Source organism: Pseudoxanthomonas sp. Root65 (assembly GCF_001427635.1).
Taxonomy (GTDB): domain Bacteria; phylum Pseudomonadota; class Gammaproteobacteria; order Xanthomonadales; family Xanthomonadaceae; genus Pseudoxanthomonas_A.
Genome location: NZ_LMHA01000002.1, coordinates 583,425 through 602,972 on the forward strand (window position 1 = coordinate 583,425; position 19,548 = coordinate 602,972).

Annotated in this window: 19 protein-coding genes; 5 read left to right on the plus strand and 14 right to left on the minus strand. The window is 69.2% G+C overall.

Annotation, left to right across the window (positions count from 1 at the left end; translation table 11 throughout):
• Positions 1-148: 148 nt before the first annotated feature.
• From ASD77_RS13285 to ASD77_RS13310, 6 genes are read right to left on the minus strand one after another with little or no spacing between them, the layout of a single operon-like run.
• On the minus strand, positions 149-2,707 hold the full coding sequence (locus tag ASD77_RS13285) for an EAL domain-containing protein (RefSeq protein WP_055942518.1): 2,559 nt from the start codon (positions 2,705-2,707) through the stop codon (positions 149-151).
• A complete protein-coding gene (locus ASD77_RS13290) occupies positions 2,704-3,618 on the minus strand; it encodes a hydroxymethylglutaryl-CoA lyase (RefSeq protein WP_055942521.1) in 915 nt (304 codons plus the stop codon). Before ASD77_RS13290 ends, ASD77_RS13285 begins: the two co-directional genes overlap by 4 nt.
• Entirely contained in the window at positions 3,615-4,241 is a 627-nt protein-coding gene (locus ASD77_RS13295) for a hypothetical protein (RefSeq protein ID WP_055942525.1), read from the minus strand. The genes ASD77_RS13290 and ASD77_RS13295 overlap by 4 nt, the downstream gene beginning before the upstream one ends.
• The gene (locus ASD77_RS13300; RefSeq protein WP_055942529.1) at positions 4,238-6,229 is read right to left on the minus strand and encodes an acetyl/propionyl/methylcrotonyl-CoA carboxylase subunit alpha; all 1,992 of its coding nucleotides are present in this window, start codon (positions 6,227-6,229) and stop codon (positions 4,238-4,240) included. The genes ASD77_RS13295 and ASD77_RS13300 overlap by 4 nt, the downstream gene beginning before the upstream one ends.
• Positions 6,229-6,630 (minus strand): VOC family protein, encoded by a 402-nt coding sequence (locus tag ASD77_RS13305; protein ID WP_055942532.1) that lies wholly within the window; start codon positions 6,628-6,630, stop codon positions 6,229-6,231. Before ASD77_RS13305 ends, ASD77_RS13300 begins: the two co-directional genes overlap by 1 nt.
• A 4-nt stretch (positions 6,631-6,634) precedes the next feature.
• Positions 6,635-7,438 (minus strand): enoyl-CoA hydratase-related protein, encoded by an 804-nt coding sequence (locus tag ASD77_RS13310; RefSeq protein WP_055942536.1) that lies wholly within the window; start codon positions 7,436-7,438, stop codon positions 6,635-6,637.
• A 108-nt stretch (positions 7,439-7,546) separates the two neighbouring features.
• On the opposite strand from ASD77_RS13310, the gene ASD77_RS13315 reads away from it, so the two are divergent.
• From ASD77_RS13315 to ASD77_RS13325, 3 genes are read left to right on the plus strand one after another with little or no spacing between them, the layout of a single operon-like run.
• A complete protein-coding gene (locus tag ASD77_RS13315; protein WP_055942540.1) occupies positions 7,547-7,792 on the plus strand; it encodes a FeoA family protein in 246 nt (81 codons plus the stop codon).
• A complete protein-coding gene (locus ASD77_RS13320) occupies positions 7,789-9,651 on the plus strand; it encodes a ferrous iron transporter B (protein WP_055942544.1) in 1,863 nt (620 codons plus the stop codon). Before ASD77_RS13315 ends, ASD77_RS13320 begins: the two co-directional genes overlap by 4 nt.
• Positions 9,652-9,654: 3 nt before the next feature.
• The gene (locus ASD77_RS13325) at positions 9,655-9,903 is read left to right on the plus strand and encodes a DUF6587 family protein (protein ID WP_055942547.1); all 249 of its coding nucleotides are present in this window, start codon (positions 9,655-9,657) and stop codon (positions 9,901-9,903) included.
• Between the two features lie 15 nt (positions 9,904-9,918).
• On the opposite strand, the gene ASD77_RS13330 is transcribed toward ASD77_RS13325, so the two are convergent.
• From ASD77_RS13330 to ASD77_RS13365, 8 genes are all read right to left on the minus strand, one after another.
• On the minus strand, positions 9,919-10,287 hold the full coding sequence (locus ASD77_RS13330) for a hypothetical protein (RefSeq protein WP_055942550.1): 369 nt from the start codon (positions 10,285-10,287) through the stop codon (positions 9,919-9,921).
• The gene (locus tag ASD77_RS13335; protein ID WP_055942553.1) at positions 10,284-10,820 is read right to left on the minus strand and encodes a polymer-forming cytoskeletal protein; all 537 of its coding nucleotides are present in this window, start codon (positions 10,818-10,820) and stop codon (positions 10,284-10,286) included. Before ASD77_RS13335 ends, ASD77_RS13330 begins: the two co-directional genes overlap by 4 nt.
• A 213-nt stretch (positions 10,821-11,033) precedes the next feature.
• Positions 11,034-12,641 (minus strand): carboxyl transferase domain-containing protein, encoded by a 1,608-nt coding sequence (locus ASD77_RS13340; protein WP_055942554.1) that lies wholly within the window; start codon positions 12,639-12,641, stop codon positions 11,034-11,036.
• A gap of 192 nt (positions 12,642-12,833) precedes the next feature.
• Complete coding sequence (locus ASD77_RS13345) at positions 12,834-13,211, minus strand: hypothetical protein (protein WP_055942557.1); 378 nt, start codon at positions 13,209-13,211, stop codon at positions 12,834-12,836.
• Positions 13,212-13,373: 162 nt separating this feature from the next.
• The gene (locus ASD77_RS13350; protein ID WP_055942560.1) at positions 13,374-13,718 is read right to left on the minus strand and encodes a hypothetical protein; all 345 of its coding nucleotides are present in this window, start codon (positions 13,716-13,718) and stop codon (positions 13,374-13,376) included.
• Between the two features lie 172 nt (positions 13,719-13,890).
• Positions 13,891-15,066, minus strand: a complete 1,176-nt coding sequence (locus tag ASD77_RS13355; RefSeq protein WP_055942563.1) for a thiolase family protein — start codon at positions 15,064-15,066, stop codon at positions 13,891-13,893.
• 294 nt (positions 15,067-15,360) lie between these two features.
• On the minus strand, positions 15,361-16,533 hold the full coding sequence (locus ASD77_RS13360) for an isovaleryl-CoA dehydrogenase (protein ID WP_055942566.1): 1,173 nt from the start codon (positions 16,531-16,533) through the stop codon (positions 15,361-15,363).
• A gap of 55 nt (positions 16,534-16,588) precedes the next feature.
• The gene (locus ASD77_RS13365) at positions 16,589-17,689 is read right to left on the minus strand and encodes a Glu/Leu/Phe/Val dehydrogenase dimerization domain-containing protein (protein ID WP_055942569.1); all 1,101 of its coding nucleotides are present in this window, start codon (positions 17,687-17,689) and stop codon (positions 16,589-16,591) included.
• Between the two features lie 219 nt (positions 17,690-17,908).
• Here ASD77_RS13365 and ASD77_RS13370 point away from each other — a divergent pair, with 219 nt between their 5' ends.
• Together ASD77_RS13370 and ASD77_RS13375 are read left to right on the plus strand one after the other, a co-directional pair.
• Positions 17,909-18,529: a TetR/AcrR family transcriptional regulator gene (locus tag ASD77_RS13370; RefSeq protein ID WP_055942572.1), complete on the plus strand. Its 621-nt coding sequence runs from the start codon at positions 17,909-17,911 to the stop codon at positions 18,527-18,529.
• A gap of 81 nt (positions 18,530-18,610) precedes the next feature.
• Positions 18,611-19,480: an alpha/beta fold hydrolase gene (locus tag ASD77_RS13375; RefSeq protein WP_235578537.1), complete on the plus strand. Its 870-nt coding sequence runs from the start codon at positions 18,611-18,613 to the stop codon at positions 19,478-19,480.
• Positions 19,481-19,548 lie beyond the last annotated feature (68 nt).

The window sequence follows — 19,548 nt, forward strand, 5'->3', positions numbered from 1 at the left end:
TTTTACGCGATGGCGGGTGGCAGGCGTCGCGCCGGTGATCCGGGGGATCCTGTGGGAGCGACGTCAGTCGCGATAAGGCTTCACAGGGAGAGCGCCATCGCGACTGACGTCGCTCCCACAAAAGCCCCATGCCGGGCAGGGGCGCCGCTCAGGCGTGCACCCGCTCCAGCGGCGCATCGGCCAGCCGGCGGGCGAATTCGTCCGGCGACAGGCCGGGGGCGAACAGGAAGCCCTGGCCGACCGGCACGCCGAGGTTGAGCAGGAACTGGCGCTGCGCCTCCGATTCCACGCCCTCGGCCACCAGGCCCAGGCCCAGGCTGCGGGCGATGGCCGAGACCGCCTGGCAGACCGCGACGTCGGAGCGGTTGTTGGGCACGCCCTCGGTGAACAGCGGGCTCAGCTTCAGGCCGTGGATCGGCAGGCGGCGCAGGTAGTTGAGCGCGCTGTAGCCCTCGCCGAAGTCGTCGATGGTCAGCAGCACGCCCAACTGGCGCAGGTCGGCGAAGGTGCGCAGCGTGGCCGGTGCGTCCTCGATCAGCACGCGCTCGGTGAATTCCAGCTCCAGCGCGCTGCCCGGCAGGTCGAACTCGGTCAGGATGGCGCGCACGCGGTCGGCGAGGTCGTCGCCGGCGAACTGCCGGTACGACACGTTGACCGCCACCCGCACGATGCCCAGTCCCATGTCGCGCCAGGTTGCCACCTGCCGGCAGGCTTCGCGCAGCACCCAGCTGCCGATGCGCACGATGTCGCCGGTGGTTTCGGCGTGGCTGATGAACACGTCCGGCCGCAGCTCGCCCAGCTGGTGGTTCTGCCAGCGGATCAGCGCTTCGCCGGCGATGATGCGGCCGTTGCGCAGGTCGACCTGCGGCTGGTAGACGAGGCGGAACTCCTCGTTGTCCACGGCGCGGCGCAGCTGCGTCTCGATCTGCAGGCGGTCCTGCTGCCGTTGCGCCAGTTCCTGGGTGAAGCTCTGCCAGCCGTTGCGCGCGCGGTGCTTGCTGTCGTACATCGCGATGTCGGCGTTCTGGATCAGCTGCTGCGGGCGCAGGCCGTCGGCGGGCGCCACCGCCAGGCCGATGCTGGCGGTGATGGCGAATTCGTCCTTGCCGAAACGGAAGGCGTCGGCGAACGCGCCCAGCACCGCATGCGCCATCGCCTCGGGCAGGTGCGGGTCCTCGCCGGCGTCGCAGATCACCAGGAACTCGTCGCCGCCGAAGCGCGCGATCATGCCGTCGGTGCCCACCGCGCCACGGATGCGGTCGGACGCCTGCACCAGCAGTTCGTCGCCGGCGTTGTGGCCCAGCACGTCGTTGACCATCTTGAAGCGGTCGAGGTCGATGTAGAGCACGGCGACGCGCGCGCGCTCGGGATCGGCCAGCCGCGCGCCGAGTTCGGTGAGCACGGCATCGCGGTTCATCAGCCCGGTCAGCGGGTCGGTGCGCGCCTGGATGCGCAGCATTTCCTCGGCCTGCTTGTCCTGCGAGATGTCCTGCATGGTGCCGGTGATGCGCGACGCGCCGGGGTCGCCGGGTTCGGAATCGCCGATTACGCGGATCCAGAACGGGTGCCCGTCGGCCTGCGTGCCCTGCAGTTCCAGGTCGAAGCCCTGGCCGCCGGCGGTGATCAGGTCCAGCGCGCTGCGCAGGCGGCGGCGGTCTGTCTCGCGCAGGCAACCCAGCATGTCGTTGAGGGTGATCAGCGGGCGCGCCGCGCCGAGGATGCGCTGGGCTTCGTCGGTCAGGTACATGCGGTCGCGGCCCAGGTCCCACTCCCAGCCGCCGATGTGCGCCAGCGATTGCGCGCGGTCGAACAGCGCGCTGTCGCGCTTGAGTTCGGTGACGTCGCTGAACAGCGTGGTGACCTGGGCGGGCACGCTGGCGCCCGGCGCGAACTGCGGGACCGACGTGGCGGTAAGCCACAGCAACTGCTTCTTCTCGCGGTGGTACAGGCCCAGCAGCACGCTCTCGACCATCTGCCCGCTGTCGAGTGCGCGCTGGGCGGGCAGCTCGTGCCGCGCCATTTCGCGGCCATGCTCGTCGACGATATGCCAGCGCCCCAGTGCCAGTTCATGGTCGGCGCGCTGGTCCTCGCGGATGCCGAAGATGCGCATCGCCGCACCGTTGCAGTACTGCACCTGCATGTCGCGGTTGTGCACCACGATACCCTTGTCGATCGTCTCCATCAGCTCGCGGTAGCGCATTTCCGCCAGCCGGCGGCTGCTGATGTCGCGGGCGACGGCGACGATGCTCTTGCGGCCGTCGAAACTGATGTTGGCCGAGTGCACTTCGACGGGGAAGCGGGTGCCGTCGCCGCGCATGTTGGTGACCTCGATGACGTAGGTCTCGCCGCGGTTGAGCGTTTCCCACACCGGCACCAGATGGTCGCGCGGCAGGTCGGGGTTGAGCACGTTGATGTTGCGGCCGACGATCTCGTCGCGGGAACGCTTGTAGGCCAGCATGCCGGCCTGGTTGAGGTCGAGGATGGTGCCGTCCTCGCCGAGGATGCTGACCGGGTCGGGAACGGCATCGAACAGGTTGCGGTAGCGCGAGCGCTCGATGTCCGCGTCGCGTCGCGCGGCAACCAGCCCATCGCGGGCTTGCAGAAGCAGGGCAGCGGTCGCCGGATCGGCGCCGTCGGCCGTGGCCGCGCGTTCGAGCGCGGCGACCAGCGCCATCAGGTCGATGTCGCTGGCCGGGACGTGGTTCATGCGGCCGCCAGCGCCTTGCCGACGCGGCTGCCGGTCTCGCGCCCCAGCCGCGTGGCGAGCCAGCGGCCGGTATCGGCCAGCAGGTCCAGGTCCACGCCTGTGCGCAGGCCCAGGCCGTGCAGCAGGTAGACGACATCCTCGCTGGCGACGTTGCCGCTGGCACCCTTGGCGTACGGACAGCCACCAGCGCCGGACACGGCCGCATCGACCACGCGCACGCCGGCATCGAGGCAAGCCAGGATGTTCGCCAGGGCCTGCCCGTAAGTGTCATGGAAGTGCACCGCCAGCGCAGTCATCGGCACCTCGGCAGCGACGGCCTTCAGCATCTCGGCGGCCTTGTGTGGCGTGCCAACGCCGATGGTGTCGCCCAGCGAGATCTCGTAGCAGCCGAGCGCGTGAAGCTGGCGTGCGACGCGCACGACATCGGTGACGGGCACATCGCCCTGGTAGGGGCAGCCGAGCACGGTGGAGACGTAGCCGCGCACTTTGACGCCGTCGGCGGTTGCGCGTTCCAGCACCGGGCGGAACCGCTCGATGGATTCGTCGATGGAGGCGTTGATGTTTTTGTGGTTGAAGGCCTCGGACGCGGCGGTGAACACCGCCACTTCCTCGACGCCGACGGCGCGTGCGCGGTCGTAGCCGGTCTCGTTCGGCACCAGCACCGGGTACGCGGTGCCCGGGCGTCGCTGGATGGCGGTGAAGACCTCGGCGGCGTCGGCCAACTGCGGCACCCATTTCGGGCTGACGAAGCTGGTCGCCTCGATGCTGAGCAGGCCGGTGCGCGACAGCCGGTTGATCAGCTCCACCTTGTCGGCGGTGGCGACGAGGGCCTTCTCGTTCTGCAGGCCGTCGCGTGGCCCGACCTCGACGATGCGGACGAAATCGGCAGGCGGTGAGGGCAGGGTGCTCATGACCGCTTCCCGTCCTTGGCGCGGCGCATGCGCAGCGTCTTGTCGCGGCCGTCGAAGGCATCGAACAGCGCAGGTTCGGCTTCCAGCAGCTGACGCAAGTGGTCCGGACGCCCTTCGAACAGATAGGTACTGGCATCGGCCTCGCGTGCCTTCAACGTCCCCTGCTGCACGCGTTGCATGATGTCCACCGTGTCGAGCATCGCGATCTGCAGCGTATCGTCGCGGATGCGATATTTCAGCAGCGTGACGGCGCCGGCCGGCATGCCTTTGGGTATCGGTGGCGCGGCGGCCTTGCCGGTGCCGAACAGGCCCTCCAGTTCCTTGAAGCCCAGCGCCAGGTAGCGTTCGCCGTCCAACTCGAACCCCAGCGCGTCGAACTCGGGCGCCTCGGCGCGCGCACCGTCGCGCAGGCGCACGCGGCAGGCGGCGTCCACGTCCGCATAGTCGTCCTTGCCCAGCGGCACGCGGTCCTGCGGGCTGTCGGGCAGCGGGATCCAGCGCCCGACCAGGGCGGGGTCGCAGGCCAGCGGTGCCGGCGGGTGTTCGAACATTACGCAGCCGTCCAGCGCGCAGGCCGCCAGCAGGGCGGTCGCGATACGCCAGGCCTGCAGGGCAGGCCTCACTCGAGCGCTGCCAGGACGGTGTCGGCCTCGACGAAGTCCCCGGCGGCGGCGCGCAGTTCCGCCACCACGCCGGCACGCGGCGCCCTGACGGCCAGTTCCATCTTCATCGCTTCCATCACCAGCAGTTCCTGTCCTGCGTCCACGCTGTCCCCCACTCGTGCCTTCACCACCACCACGCGACCCGGCATCGGGGCGATGATGCGACCGTCCCCGCCACTGTCACCACCTGCGGACCGCTGGTACACCGGCAGCGTCTCCAGCGTGGCGCGCCGATCCCCATCGTGCAGGGTGAGGCGACTGCCGTGGCGATGGACGCGCAGGCGCCGTCCATGATCATGGATACGCAACTCGAGTCGCCCAGCGGTCAGGCCCGCGCCCGCGACGGGATGGGCCGTGCCGTCAACCTCGATGACGTAGCGGCCGCCATGGCCATGCGCGAGCGCTTCCCAGCGCTGGTCGCGGTGCTGGAAGGCCAGCGGCCGGCGGCTGGCATGGCCCAGGCGCCAGCCATCGGCGACCGCCCAGGGAGAGCCGGGATCTCCGGAGGCCGCGGCGGCGTGCCGGGCCCCCGATTCCTGATCCAGCAGTACCGCCACGGCCGCGCTGACCTGCAGCTCGGGCGTCAGCGTCGGCGCCGGCATGAACTCGTCCAGGTGGCGGTCGAGGTAGCCGGTATCGATGCGGCCTTCCACCACGGCCGGATGCCGGGCCAGCTGCTCGAGGAAGCCGATGTTCGATTTCGGCCCGACGATGTCGCACTCGGCCAGCGCCTCGCGCAGGCGCGCCAGCGCCGTGGGACGGTCTTCGCCCCAGACGATCAGCTTGGCGATCATCGGGTCGTAGAAGATCGTGACCAGGTCGCCCTCGACCACGCCGCCATCGATGCGCACCCCGGCGGACGGCGCAGGCAGCACCAGCGATTCGAGACGTCCGGAACCCGGCAGGAAGCCGGCTTCCGGATCCTCCGCGTACAGACGCACTTCGATGGCGTGGCCGCGCTGCGCGATGGCGTCCTGCGCCAGCGGCAACGGTTCGCCGGCGGCCACGCGCAGCTGCCACTCCACCAGGTCCAGGCCGGTGACCATCTCGGTGACCGGATGCTCCACCTGCAGGCGGGTGTTGATCTCCATGAAGTAGAACTGGCCATCCGGGTCGACGATGAACTCCACCGTGCCCGCGTTGGCGTAGTCGATCGCCTGCGCCGCCTTCACTGCGGCATCGCCCATGGCCGCGCGCAGGGCAGGGGTCAGGAACGGCGAGGGCGATTCCTCCAGCACCTTCTGGTAGCGGCGCTGGGCGGAGCATTCGCGCTCGTTGAGATGCAGCGTGTGGCTATGCGTATCGGCGAACACCTGGATCTCGATGTGGCGCGGCGACTGCACGTAGCGCTCCAGCAGCACGCGGTCGCGGCCGAAGGCATTGGCCGCTTCGCGCTGGCAGCTCTCCAGTTGGCCGATGAAGTCTTCCAACCGGTGCACCACGCGCATGCCCTTGCCGCCGCCGCCATGCGCGGCCTTGATCATCAGCGGGAAGCCGATGCGCGCGGCCTCGCGCGACAGCGTGTTCGGCGACTGGTCCTCGCCGGTGTAACCGGGCACCACCGGCACGCCTGCCGCCGCCATCAGTTCCTTCGCGCCCGCCTTGCTGCCCATCTTGCGCATCGATGTGCCGGACGGACCGATGAACACCATGCCGGCCGCCGCGACGGCATCGGCGAAGTCGGCGTTCTCGGACAGGAAGCCGTAACCGGGGTGGATGGCCTGGGCACCGGTCTTCTTCGCCGCGTCGAGGATGGCTTCGCTCCGCAGGTAGCTGTCGGCCGGGCGCGGACCGCCGATCAGGACGGCTTCATCGGCCTGGCGCACGTGCTGCGCATCCGCGTCGGCTTCCGAATACACGGCGACGGTGCGGATGCCCAGCCGGCGGCAGGTACGGATGACGCGGCAGGCGATTTCGCCGCGGTTGGCGATCAGAATCTTGGAGAACATCAGGACTGGGTTTCCGCAGGCAGGTGGCAGACGGCTTCGATGTTGTGCCCATCCGGGTCGATGGCGAAAGCGCCGTAGTAGTCGGGGTGGTAGTGGGCGCGGATGCCGGGTGCGCCATTGTCACGCGCCCCCGCGGCGAGGGCGGCTGCATGGAAGGCATCGACCTGCGCCCGACTGGCCGCGGTGAACGCGATGTGGGAGCCGCGGCCGGAGTCTCCGCCACCCTTGCCGACCCAGAAGTGCGGACGACCGGGCGGCCCGAAGCCGCATCCTTCGTAGCCGCCACTCATCTCGCGCGTCACTTCCATGACGACACCATGGCCGAGTGTGGCGAGCACGCGCTCGTAGAAGTCGCGGCTGCGCGCGTAGTCGGCGACCTCGATGCCCAGGTGGTCGATCATCGGTTCACTCCTTGGTGGTCCACGCCGGTGCGCGCTTGTCGAGGAAGGCGGACAACCCTTCCTGGCCCTCGGGCGACACGCGGAGTCCGGCGATCAGGTCGGCGTTGTCGGCATCCATGCGGTCGCGGTCCGTGCTGCCGGCCACGCGCGCGACCAGCCGCTTCGCACCCGCGGCTGCTCGGGGTCCGGCTTTCAGCAGCAGGGCCAACTGGCGCTCGATGGCGACGTCCAGGGCGTCGGCGGCGACCACCTCGTGCAGCAGCCCGATCCGCAGCGCGGTGGCGGCGTCGAAGATCTCGGCGGTGGCGAACCAGCGACGTGCCTCGCGCGGGCCGATGGCCGCGATGACGTATGGCGAGATCACCGCCGGGAGCAGGCCGAGCTTGCTTTCGGTCAGGCCGAACTTCGCCTCGGGCACGCCGATGGCGATGTCGCAGCAGGCCACCAGGCCCACGCCGCCACCGAATGCCGCGCCATGGACGCGCGTGATCGTGGGCTTCGGCAGTTCGTCCAGCGTGCGCATCAGGCGGGCGAGGGCGAGGGCATCGTCGCGGTTCGCCGCCTCGCTGGCCGAGGCCATGCCTCGCATCCAGTGCAGGTCGGCGCCGGCCGAGAACGAAGGACCGCTGCCTTCCAGCACGACGACGCGGACGCTGTCATCGGCGCCGACCTGGTCGAGCGTGGACGTCAGCGTGGCGATCAGGCCGGCGTCGAACGCGTTGTGGAGGGTGGGGCGGTCCAGGCGAATGCGCGCCACGGCGCCCGTCCTGGTCAGCGAGAGGGGGTGTTCCTGCGGTGATGCCGCCATGCCTGCCGTTTCCTGCAAAGTCGCCGAATGATAGCGGCACGGTGCGTTGCGGCCGTCGTGCGGTGCGGCGATGCTACAATGAGAACAATTCGCATTTGAGGGCTGCGCGTGATCCTGACCGAACTTCCCTGGCGTACCCCCGCCATCGTCGACAGCGTCGAGGACCACGGTCCGCAGGACAACATCGCCCGTCGCCTGCGCGAACTGGGCTTCGTCAATGGCGAAGAAGTCGAAGTGGTCGCCAAGGGTCCGCTGGGCGCCGAGCCGCTGCTGGTGCAGGTGGGTTTCACGCGCTTCGCGCTGCGCCGTTCCGAAGCGGCACGCGTGCGGTTGCGCAACGGAGCCACGCCGTGAGCGCGGCCGAGGCATCGACGCTGCGGCTGGCGCTGGTCGGCAATCCGAACTGCGGCAAGACCGCGTTGTTCAACCAGCTGACCGGCAGCCGGCAGAAGGTCGCCAACTACGCCGGCGTCACCGTCGAGCGCAAGGAAGGCCGGCTGCATTCGTCGGCATCGGGGCGCAGCTACGCGGTGCTGGACCTGCCGGGCGCGTACAGCCTGCATGCCGCCAGCCTGGACGAAGCGGTCACCCGCGACGTCTGCCGCGGCTTCTATCCCGGCGAGCCGGCGCCGGACGTGCTGGTCTGCGTGGTGGACGCCACCAACCTGCGCCTGCACCTGCGCTTCGCGCTGGAAGTACGCCAGCTCGGCAAGCCGATGATCGTGGCGGTCAACATGATGGATGCCGCGCAGCGCCGTGGCATCGCCATCGACCTGGCCGCACTGGAGCGCGAACTCGGCGTGCCGGTGGTCGAGACCATCGCGGTGAAGCACGGCGGCGCGCGTGCGCTGGTCGAGCGCATCGACGCCGTGGCCGCGCATCCGCACGAACCCCGCGTGCATCTGGCGGAAGGCGTCGACCTGCATGCGGAAACCCGTCGTCTGCTGTCGCTGGCCGTCACCATGCCCACGCGGACGGCGAAGATCGACGATGCGCTGGACCGCTGGCTGCTGCATCCGGTGTTCGGGCTGCTGGCGCTGGCGGTGGTGATGTTCCTGATCTTCCAGGCGGTCTACGCCTGGGCCACGCCGCTGATGGACCTGATCGACGCCGGTACCGGCGCACTGGGCGAATGGGCGGGCGGTGCATTGCCGGAAGGCCCGCTCGCCAGCCTGCTGGTCGACGGCATCATCGCCGGCCTCGGCGGCGTGATCGTTTTCCTGCCGCAGATCCTGATCCTGTTCGCGTTCATCCTGGCGCTGGAGGAGAGCGGTTACCTGCCGCGCGCGGCGTTCCTGCTGGACCGCATGATGGCGTCGGCAGGGTTGTCGGGCCGCTCCTTCATTCCGCTGCTCTCGAGCTTCGCCTGCGCCATCCCCGGCATCATGGCCACGCGCAGCATCCAGGACCCGCGCGACCGGCTGGCGACGATCCTGGTCGCGCCGCTGATGACGTGCTCGGCGCGCCTGCCGGTGTATGCGCTGCTGATCGGTGCCTTCGTGCCGAACGAGAAGGTCGGCCTCTTCAACCAGCAGGGACTGGTGCTGTTCGGCCTGTACGCCGCCGGCATCCTCAGCGCGTTGCTGGTGTCGTGGGTGATGAAGAAATGGCGCCGCGACAAGAGCGAGCATGCTTTGTTGCTGGAACTGCCTTCGTACCGCATCCCGCACCCGCGCGACCTGCTGATCGGCCTGTACGAGCGCGCGATGATCTTCCTCAAGCGCGTCGGTGGCATCATCCTGGCGCTGACCATCCTGTTGTGGTTCCTGCTGAATTTCCCGGCGGCGCCTGCCGACGCGGTTGGTCCGGCGATCGATTACAGCTTCGCCGGCCGCATCGGCCATGCGATGGCGGTGTTCTTTGCGCCGCTGGGCTTCAACTGGCAGATCTGCATCGCCTTGATTCCCGGCCTGGCCGCGCGCGAAGTGGCGGTCGCCTCGCTGGCGACGATCTACGCCCTGTCGGCGGCCGACGATGACGCCGCCATCCAGGCGCTGACGCCGGTCATCAGCGACGGCTGGTCGCTGGCCACGGCGCTGTCGCTGCTGGTGTGGTTCATCTACGCCCCGATGTGCATCTCCACGCTGGCCACGATCAAGCGCGAGACCAACTCGTGGAAGCAGATGGGCTTTGCGACGTTCTATCTGTTCGCGCTGGCCTACCTGGCCTCGCTGGTGACCTACCAGGTCGCCAAGGCACTGGGCGCGGGCTGAGCCATGGACGCCTCGCTCGCCCTGCAGTACGCCATCATCGCGGTCGCGGTGGCGGTCAGTGCGTGGGTGGTGCTGAAGAAGCAGTTCCCTGGTCCGCTGCGCAAGCTGCGCGGTGCGCTGGCACTGCCGTTGTTGCGGGAGGGAAACGCGGGATGGCGGCGTCGATTGGGGCGCTGGATCGCGCCACCAGCTTCGGGCAGCGATGCCGCCTGCGGTGGCTGCAACAGCTGCGGACCCAACAAGAAGGCCTAGGCAGCCGCGGCTGCGTCAGTGCCGCGTGCGCCGCCCCGCGGCCTTGCCCGTCGCGGGATTGAGTTCCACCGACAGCACGAAGCTGCGCTGCTCGTGCGGCTGCATGGCGCCGACGCCCACGACCTGGCGGGTGACTTCCTCGCCACGGTCGTTGCGGATCGACAGCACCACGCTGTATTCCCACGCCGCGCCCTCGGCAGGCGGCTGCAGTGTGCCCTCGATCCGCAGCGGCGTCAGCGCGGGCACGGCCTGGGCACCTGCGCCCGGTTCGAAGCGCAGGTGATGGCGGCAGCCCGGACAGACCGCCGCGCTTTCCAGGATGGTCGCCTTGCAGTGCGGACAGGTGCGGGTGGCGCCGGCACTGCCCGGGCGGGGTTGGCTCATGCGGCGGCGCCGGGCTCCGTACCGCTGGGCTTGCCGCTCTTGGCCGGCGCCTCATCCCAGCCGAAATCGGCATTGCCCCGCATCCGCGAACCGGCGGCCACGGTGAGTGCGCCGGCCTTCACATCGCCGATCAGCACGCCGGAAGACAGCAGTTCCACCCGCGACGCCGACTCGATGTTGCCCTCGAGTTCGCCCGCGATGGTCACCTTCTTCGCGCGCACGCCGCCATTGAGCTTCGCGCCCGTCTCGATGGTCAGGTCGCCCTGCACATTGACGTCGCCCTTGAACTTGCCGGCAATGCGGATGTGTCCGGTGCCCTCGATCTTGCCCTCGATGGTCAGGTCGGCGGCGATCAGCGACTCCTTCGGGGTCTCCTGCGGCGCGGCGCGTTCGACCGCACGTGTGCCGGGCGGGGCGGTGACGGCCGGCGAGAAATCTGCAGCGGCCGACGTATCGCGCAATGTGGCGACGGCGGATTCAGGCGGGGTGGGGGCGTCCTTCTTGGCGGGCGCTTGGTCTTTCCAGATGGACATGCAGGGGATGCTCCGGCGTGGCAGGGCTTTCGACTATCGCCAATCCACACGGCCTCACATTGTGATCACGCCTGCCAAACTGGAACCGAGATGCCATCGGATCGCCGCGGTTCATGTCCCAGCCGGGGTTGTCGACGCGAGACTCACATGCCTGAAGAGGGGCGGGCCGCGCCGTAGATCCATGGTGGGAAGATCCATCACGGACGACAGGCACTACATCCGGAACACGCCGAACTTCGCCGGCTCGATCGGCGCGTTAAGCGAGGCCGAAATGCCCAGCCCCAGCACGCGGCGCGTGTCGGCGGGGTCGATGATGCCGTCGTCCCACAGTCGCGCGGTGGCATACCACGGGCTGCCCTGGGATTCGTACTGGTCGCGGATCGGCGCCTTGAAGGCGTCTTCGTCCTCCGTGCTCCAGGCTTTGCCGGCAGCTTCGATGCCGTCGCGCTTGACTGTCGCCAGCACGCTCGCCGCCTGTTCGCCGCCCATCACGCTGATGCGTGCGTTCGGCCACATCCACAGGAAGCGCGCGCCGTAGGCGCGGCCGCACATGGCGTAGTTGCCGGCGCCGAAGCTGCCGCCGATCACCACGGTGAACTTGGGCACGCTGGAACAGGCCACAGCGGTGACCATCTTCGCCCCGTCCTTGGCGATGCCGGCGTTCTCGTACTTGCGGCCGACCATGAAGCCGGTGATGTTCTGCAGGAACACCAGCGGGATGCCGCGCTGGTTGCACAGCTCGATGAAATGCGCGCCCTTCAGCGCGCTCTCGCCGAACAGGATGCCGTTGTTGGCGACGATGCCGACCGGGTAGCCGTGCAGGTGGGCGAAGCCGGTGACCAGCGTCTTGCCGTAGCGCGCCTTGAATTCGTCCAGTTCGCTGCCGTCGGTGATGCGCGCGATGACTTCGCGGATGTCGAACGGTCGGCGCGTGTCCTTCGGCACGATGCCGTACAACTCCTCGGCCGCGTACAGTGGCTCGCGCGCCTCGCGCACGGCCACCGGCAGCACCTTGCGGCGGTTGAGGTGGCCGACGATGCCGCGTGCGATCTCCAGTGCATGGCGGTCGTCCTCGGCGAAATGGTCGGCGACACCCGAGATGCTGGTGTGCACGTCCGCACCGCCCAGTGCTTCGGCATCGACCACTTCGCCGGTCGCCGCCTTCACCAGCGGTGGACCACCCAGGAAGATCGTGCCCTGTTCCTTGACGATGATCGACTCGTCGCACATGGCCGGCACGTAGGCACCGCCGGCGGTGCAGCTGCCCATCACCACCGCGATCTGCGGGATGTTCTCGGCGCTCAGTCGCGCCTGGTTGTAGAAGATGCGGCCGAAGTGCTCGCGGTCGGGGAACACCTCGTCCTGCAGCGGCAGGAAGGCGCCGCCGGAATCGACCAGGTAGACGCAGGGCAGCCGGTTCTCGCGCGCGATCTCCTGCGCGCGCAGGTGCTTCTTCACCGTCATCGGGAAATAGGTGCCGCCCTTGACGGTGGCGTCGTTGGCGACGATCACCACCTCGTTGCCCATCACGCGGCCGATACCGCAGACCATGCCGGCAGCGGGTGCGGCGCCGTCGTACATGTCCTCGGCGGCCAGCGGCGCGATTTCGAGGAAGGGCGAGCCGGGGTCGAGCAGGGCGGTGATGCGGTCGCGCGCCAGCAGCTTGCCGCGCTCGGTGTGCTTGTTGCGCGCCTTCTCGCCGCCACCGTCGGCCGCGTGCGCCAGGCGGCGGTCGAGTTCCTGCACCAGCACGCGATGGTAGGCCGCGTTGGCGATGAAATCGGGGGAGCGCGGATCGAGTTGCGAGGCGATGGCGGGCATGCGGCACGAGGATGCAGGAAAGGCGGCATCACACCACAAAGCCCGGCATGCGCCAAACGGCACCGCAAAAAGACGCTGCGAATCGCGTGGGCGCGGGTCTGTCCCTCAACGGCGAGCGACCATCGCAGCCACGCCGGAAACGACAAGGCCCGCTTGCGCGGGCCTTGTCCGATTCGCGGTGAGGCGAGTCGATTACTGCTTGGCTTCTTCAGCCTTGGCTTCGGCCTTGTCGGCGACTTCGGCGGCCTTGTCGGCGGTGGCCTGGGCGGCGTCGGCGGTGGCCGAAGCAGCGGCGGCGGTCGCGTCGGAAGCGGCGGCTTCGGTGGCGGCAGCGGCGTCGGAGGCGGCGGCCGTGGCGGCGGCGGCAGCGTCGGCGGTCGCGGCAACGGCAGCGTCGCCGGCAGCGGCAGCGGCGTCGCCGGCGGCGGAAGCGGCATCACCCGCAGCAGCAGCGGCCTGGTCGGCGGAAGCGGCGGCGTCGGCAGCGGCGGCGTCGGTGTTCTCGCTCTTGGTGCAGGCGCTCAGGGCCAGGACGGCGGCGGCCAGCAGGACGGTGGTCTTGATCTTCATGTGGATCCCCAAATCGGTGTGTGGAAGAAAAGAGCGCCGGGATGGCGTCCGTCCGTCCTCGAAACGAGGCGAACCGGGATGCCTGGACCCGGATACAGAAAAAGCCGCCAGCGAGCTGGCGGCTTCCTCAGTGTAACGCCAAACAAGGCGCCTACCAGCAGATTACTGCTGGGTGGCTTCCTTGGCAGCGTCGGTCGCGGCTTCGGCGGTGTCGGCAGCCTGGGCAGCGGCGTCGGCAGCGGCGTCAGCGGCTTCCGTCGTGGTGGCGGCAGCAGCGTCGGTCGCGGCGGTGGCGGCGGCGTCGGCGGCGGTGGCAGCGGCGTCGGCCGACTGCTGGGCGGCGTCGGCGGTCACTTCGCCAGCGGCAGCGGCGGCGTCAGCGGCAGCCTGGGCTTCGGTCGCGGTCGCAGCGGCGTCAGCAGCGGCGTCGGCGGCCTGGTCCTGGTTCGAGCACGCAGCCAGGGCGAAACCCAGAGCCAGCGCGATCAGAGCCTTGTTCATGGTCATCGTTGCATTTCCTCGTCGTTAGTTAGGCAACGCGCAATTGCGCGCCTGCAACATGATGACAAGCCCATTACGGCTGTCAAGCGGTTGGCCGGTTATCTTTGTCAATCCGTTGTTAAACCTTATGGGGCGGGCGAAAGCGGACGCTCGCACCCCCCGGAACTGCGCAAAAAAGTCAGACCACTTCGACCGCGATGGCGGTGGCTTCGCCGCCACCGATGCACAGCGTGGCCACGCCGCGCGTGAGGCCGCGGGTGCGCAGCGCGTTGATCAGGGTGACCACCAGGCGGGCGCCGGAGGCACCGATCGGATGGCCCAGTGCGCAGGCGCCGCCGTTGACGTTGACCTTGGCGTGCGGGATGCCCAGTTCCTTGATCGGCGCCATGGCGACGACGGCAAAGGCTTCGTTGACCTCGAACAGATCCACCTGGTCCACCGTCCAGCCGACCTGCTTGAGCAACTTGTCGATGGCGGCGACCGGGGCGGTGGTGAACCACTCCGGCGCCTGCGAGTAGGTGGCGTGGCCGACGATCTTCGCCAGCGGCTGCAGGCCGCGCTTCGCGGCTTCGTCGGCGCTCAGCAGGACGGTGGCGGCGGCGCCGTCGGAGATGCTGGACGAACTGGCGGCGGTGACGCTGCCGTCCTTCTTGAAGGCCGGCTTGAGTGTCGGGATCTTGGCGATGTCGGACTTGCCCGGCTGTTCGTCGGTGGCGACCTCGACCTCGCCCTTGCGGGTGGCGACCTTGACCGGGACGATTTCGTTGTTGAAGGCGCCCGAGGCCTGCGCGGCCTGCGCACGCGTCACCGACTCGATGGAATAGGCGTCCTGCTCCTCGCGGGTGAAGCCGAACTTGGCGACGGTCGCCTCGGCGAACACGCCCATCGGCTGGCTGTCGTAGGGGCTGGTCAGGCCGTCCCAGGCCATGTGGTCGACGGCCTGGAAGTTGCCGTAGCGGTTGCCCGTGCGCGAGTTGGGGATCAGGTGCGGCGCATTGCTCATCGATTCCATGCCGCCGGCGATGACGACGGTGGCCGAGCCCGCCTTGATCAGGTCGTGGCCCAGCATGATGGCTTTCATGCCCGAGCCGCAGACCTTGTTGATGGTGGTGGCGCCGGCGGCGTCGGGAATGCCGGCCGCGCGCGCGGCCTGGCGGGCAGGCGCCTGGCCCAGGTTGGCCGGCAGCACGCAGCCCATGATGACCTCGGACACGTCGGCGGCCGGGACGCCCGACTGTTCCAGCGCGGCGGCGATGGCGGCGGCACCCAGCGTCGGCGTGGGGACGCCGTTGAACTGGCCGAGGAACGAACCGATGGCGGTGCGCTTGGCGGCGGCGATGACGATGTCGGACATGGAGGCTTCCCGCGTGGAGTGAGATCCCGATTATCCCGCCCCGGCACGACGCGCGGCAAATCGGCCGTTGGTACAGGGCCACGTCCCGTGCCGGGAGCGGCGTACGCGCGACGTCCGAGGGAAGTTCATGTCACACAGAACGCCAGCACGACCCGCCGACCCTGACCCGGTTGCGATGCCGTGCGCGGTCCTCGGCGTGGCGGCGCCCACCCGCCAAGGGCGGGCGCGGGCCCGCCACCGTCGGGAGGGAAACGAGCGGGAGAGGCCCCTCTACGCCAGCGGTTGGCTGAACGCTCAGCCCCGCCCGTCGAACAGTTCCCGCCCGATCAGCATGCGGCGGATCTCGTTGGTCCCCGCGCCGATGGCGTAGAGCTTGGCATCGCGCAGCAGGCGGCCGGCCGGGTACTCGTTGATGTAGCCGTTGCCGCCCAGTGACTGGATCGCTTCCAGCGTCACCTGCACGGCGGCTTCCGAGGCGTGCAGCAGGCAGCCGGCGGCGGCCGCGCGCGACCCCTGGCCTTCGTCGAAGCCGCGCGCCACCTGGTAGGCGAACGCGCGGCTGGACTGCAGCGCGGTGTACATGTCGGCCAGCTTGCCCTGCATCAGGCCGAAGGTGCCGATGGCGGCGTCGAACTGCTTGCGCTCGCGCACGTAGGGCAGGGTGATGTCGAGCGCGGCCTGCATCAGGCCGATGGGGCCGCCGCTCAACACCAGCCGTTCGGTGTTCAGGCCACTCATCAGCACGCGCACGCCCTGGTTCACCTCGCCCAGCACGTTTTCGGCGGGAATCTCGCAGTTCTCGAACACCAGTTCGCAGGTGTTGCTGCCGCGCATGCCCAGCTTGTCCAGCTTTTGCGCCGTGGAGAAGCCCTTCATGCCGCGTTCGACGATGAAGGCGGTCATGCACTTGCTGCCCGCGTCCTTGCCGGCGGTGCGCATGTAGACCAGCAGCACGTCGGCTTCGGGGCCGTTGGTGATCCACATCTTGTTGCCGTTGGCGATCCAGACGCCGTCACGCAACTCGGCGCGGCAGCTCATCGAGCCCACCACGTCCGAGCCGGCGCCCGGCTCGCTCATCGCCAGCGCGCCCTTCCACTCGCCGCTGCACAGCTTCGGCAGGTACTTGGCGCGCTGTTCGGCGTTGCCGTTGAGGTAGAGGTTGGACACGCACAGGTTGGAGTGCGCGCCATAGCTCAGGCCGACCGAGCCCGAGGCGCGCGAGATCTCCTCCATCGCCACCAGGTGTGCCAGGTAACCCATGCCGCTGCCGCCGAACTCCGGATCCACGGTGATGCCCAGCAGGCCCAGTTCGCCCAGCTTGGGCCACAGGTCCTGCGGGAACGCATTGTCGTGGTCGATCTGCGCCGCACGCGGCGCGATCTCGGTCTGCGCGAACCGCTGCACGGCCTCGCGCAGCGCATCCAACTCTTCGCCCAGCGGAAACCCGCTGACGGTATCCGGTCGCATTCGGTCCTCCCTCCTCCGCGGCCCAACTTCCAGGTTTTGTGTGGAACGTCCTACGTCAATGTTCGCCGCGCAGATGCCCCATGAAGCGCGGCGCGGTGCGGCCCAGCGGCAGCTTGAGCTTGCCGATCGCGGTCATGCGCGCCTCGGCGATGCGGTCGGCGGCGTACTGCGGCGCGATGTTTTCCTTCTCCGCCAGGTCGAAGATCTTGCCGACGGTGTGGTAGATGGTCCGCATCATGCGCATGGCGCGTTCGCGATTGTAACCATCGATCTCCAGCGACACGTTCATCACGCCACCCGCATTCACCGCGTAATCCGGCGCATACAGGATGCCGCGCTTGGCGGCTTCCACGCCGGTGACGTGCGACATCTGGTTGTTGGCGGTGCCGCAGATGACCTTGGCCTTCAGGCGGGGCAGGGTCTGCTCGTTGATGGCGTACTCCAGCGCGCACGGGCTGAATACGTCCACCGGCAAGTCGTAGATCTCGTCCGGCTTGACCGCCTCGGCGCCGTACTCCTCCACCGCATGCTCTACGAGAGCCGGGTTGAGGTCGGTGACGAACAGCTTGGCGCCGCGCTCCTTCAGCAGCTTCACGTACTCCATGCCGATGTGGCCCAGGCCCTGCACGGCGAAGCTGTACTTGCCGATCTCCTCGTTGCCGAACTTGCGGTTCAACGTGGCCATCAGGCCCTGCAGTGCGCCGTAGGCGGTGAACGGGGCCGGGTCGCCGGAGCCGCCATGCACCTGGTGCACGCCCACCACGTACTCGGTCTCGCGGTAGACGTTCTCCATGTCGTTGACATCGGTGCCGACGTCCTCGGCGGTGATGTAGCGGCCGCCCAGCGAATCGACGTAACGGCCGAAGCTGCGGAACAGCACCTCGGTCTTGTCCACGCTGCTGTCGCCGATGATCACCGCCTTGCCGCCGCCCACGTTCAGGCCGGCCAGCGCGTTCTTGTAGGTCATCGTGCGGCTCAGGCGCAGCGCGTCGTTGAGCGCCAGCGCGCTGTCGGCGTAGGGGCGCAGGCGCACGCCACCCAACGCCGGGCCCAGCACGGTGCTGTGGATGGCGATGATGGCCTTCAGCCCGGCGTCCGGGTTGTGGCAGAAGACGACCTGTTCGTGGCCGGAGGTGTCGAGGGTTTCGAAGATCATGGGTGGCTCCGGTGCGCGGGTGGGGCCGGCGCGGGCTTGCCTGCTGGGCGGCTAACGGGTTGTCAGAAAAGAAAAAAGCGACGTTTCCGGATCACGCCGTGGTCGTCGCTGGCCGGCAGTTTAATCCAATCGGTCCCGGCCGAGATGACAGCCGGGGCAGGGGGCAGCGTGCCGTCCGGCCTATTGCCGGAATAGAACGACCGTGCTATTCCTGTCTTCATGACACCGCACGCCGCCACCCACAAAGGCAACGCCACCCGCGAGATGATCGTCGCGCGGGCGTATGACATCGCCGCCCGCCATGGCCTGGAAGGCTTGTCGATCGGCGAACTGGCCACCGCCGCCGGCATGTCCAAGAGCGGGGTGTTCGCCCATTTCGGTTCGCGCGAAGACCTGCAGCTGACCGTGCTCGAGTGGACCGCCGAGCGCTATGCGCGCGCCGTGATCGCCCCCGCCGTCGGTCTGCCGCGCGGCCTGCCGCGGCTGCGCGCGATCATGGAGAACTGGTTCGGCTGGGTCTGCGACAACCCCGACGGCTGCGTGATCCTGGCCGCCGCCCACGAGTACGACGCCCGCCCGGGCCTGCTGCACGACCGGATCGTCGACTGGCTGCGGCAGCTGCGCCAGCAACTGGTGAAGGCGATCGGCATGTGCATCGACACCGGCGAACTGTCGCGCGACACCGACCCGGTGCTGCTGGCGTTCGAGCTGTTCGCCATCGCCCAGGGCCTGCACGACGCCCGCCTGTACGACGCCGAGCAGGCGCCCCGTCTCGCCCGCCGGTCGCTGGACCGCCTGCTGGCGTCGTACGGCGCCCCCGCGGTTTCCACCTCCGCCTGATCCACCTCCGAGGTCTCTGTCATGGCCGCTGTCTCTGTCCCGCGAAATAGCACGACCGTTCGTAAATCATGGAAGCTGGCCGTGCTGAGCGCCCGCTTCGCCGTCGGCAGCTGGCTGGCGCCTCGCGCCACGCTGGCCCGGGCGTTCCAGCTGTTCTGCACGCCCATGCCCGGCGCACGCACCCGGGCGCGCCAGGCCGAGACCGGCGGCGCACGCCTTGGGGAACTGGCCTTCGGCCGCGAGCGCCTGGCCACCTACACCTGGGGCGACCCGCAACGGCAACCCACCGTGCTGCTGGTGCACGGCTGGTCCAGTTTCGGCCTGCGCTTCCTGCCGTGGGTCGAACCGCTGCGCCGTGCCGGCTATGCGGTGGTCGCATTCGACCAGCCCGCGCATGGCCGCAGCAGCGGACGCCGCGCCACGCTGCCGATGTTCGCCCATGCCGCACAGCGCGTGGCCGACAGCCTCGGTCCGCTGGCCGCCATCGTCGGCCATTCGCTGGGCGGTGCGGCCGCGGCGATCGCGATGGCGAACGGCCTGCAGGCCGAGCGCGTGATCCTGCTGGCGCCGGCCGCCGATCCGTTCGACGCCGCGCGCCGCTTCGGCGGCATGGTCGGGCTGGCGCAGTTCCTCAGCCGCCGCCTGTTCGACGACTACCAGGAACTCACCGCCCACGACATCCGCGACCTGCACGCACAGGCCACCGCCCCGCAGATCGCGCGACCCGGCCTGATCGTGCACGACCTGGAAGACACCGACGTGCCGTGGTGCGAAGGCGAGCGTTACGCGCGCTACTGGCCGCAGGCCACGCTGCTCAGCACCACCGGCCTGGGCCACCATCGCGTGACCATCGCACCGGAAACACTGGAGGCCGCGCTGCGCTTCCTGCGCGGCGAACCCGTCGGCCAGCGCGTGGTCTCCACCCGCGAGCTGCCGTTCGGGCTGTGCTGAGCGCGCGCCACCGCACGCCACCGTAGGGTGTGCGTGCCGTGTCCACTGGTGTGCAATTGGTGAGGTCA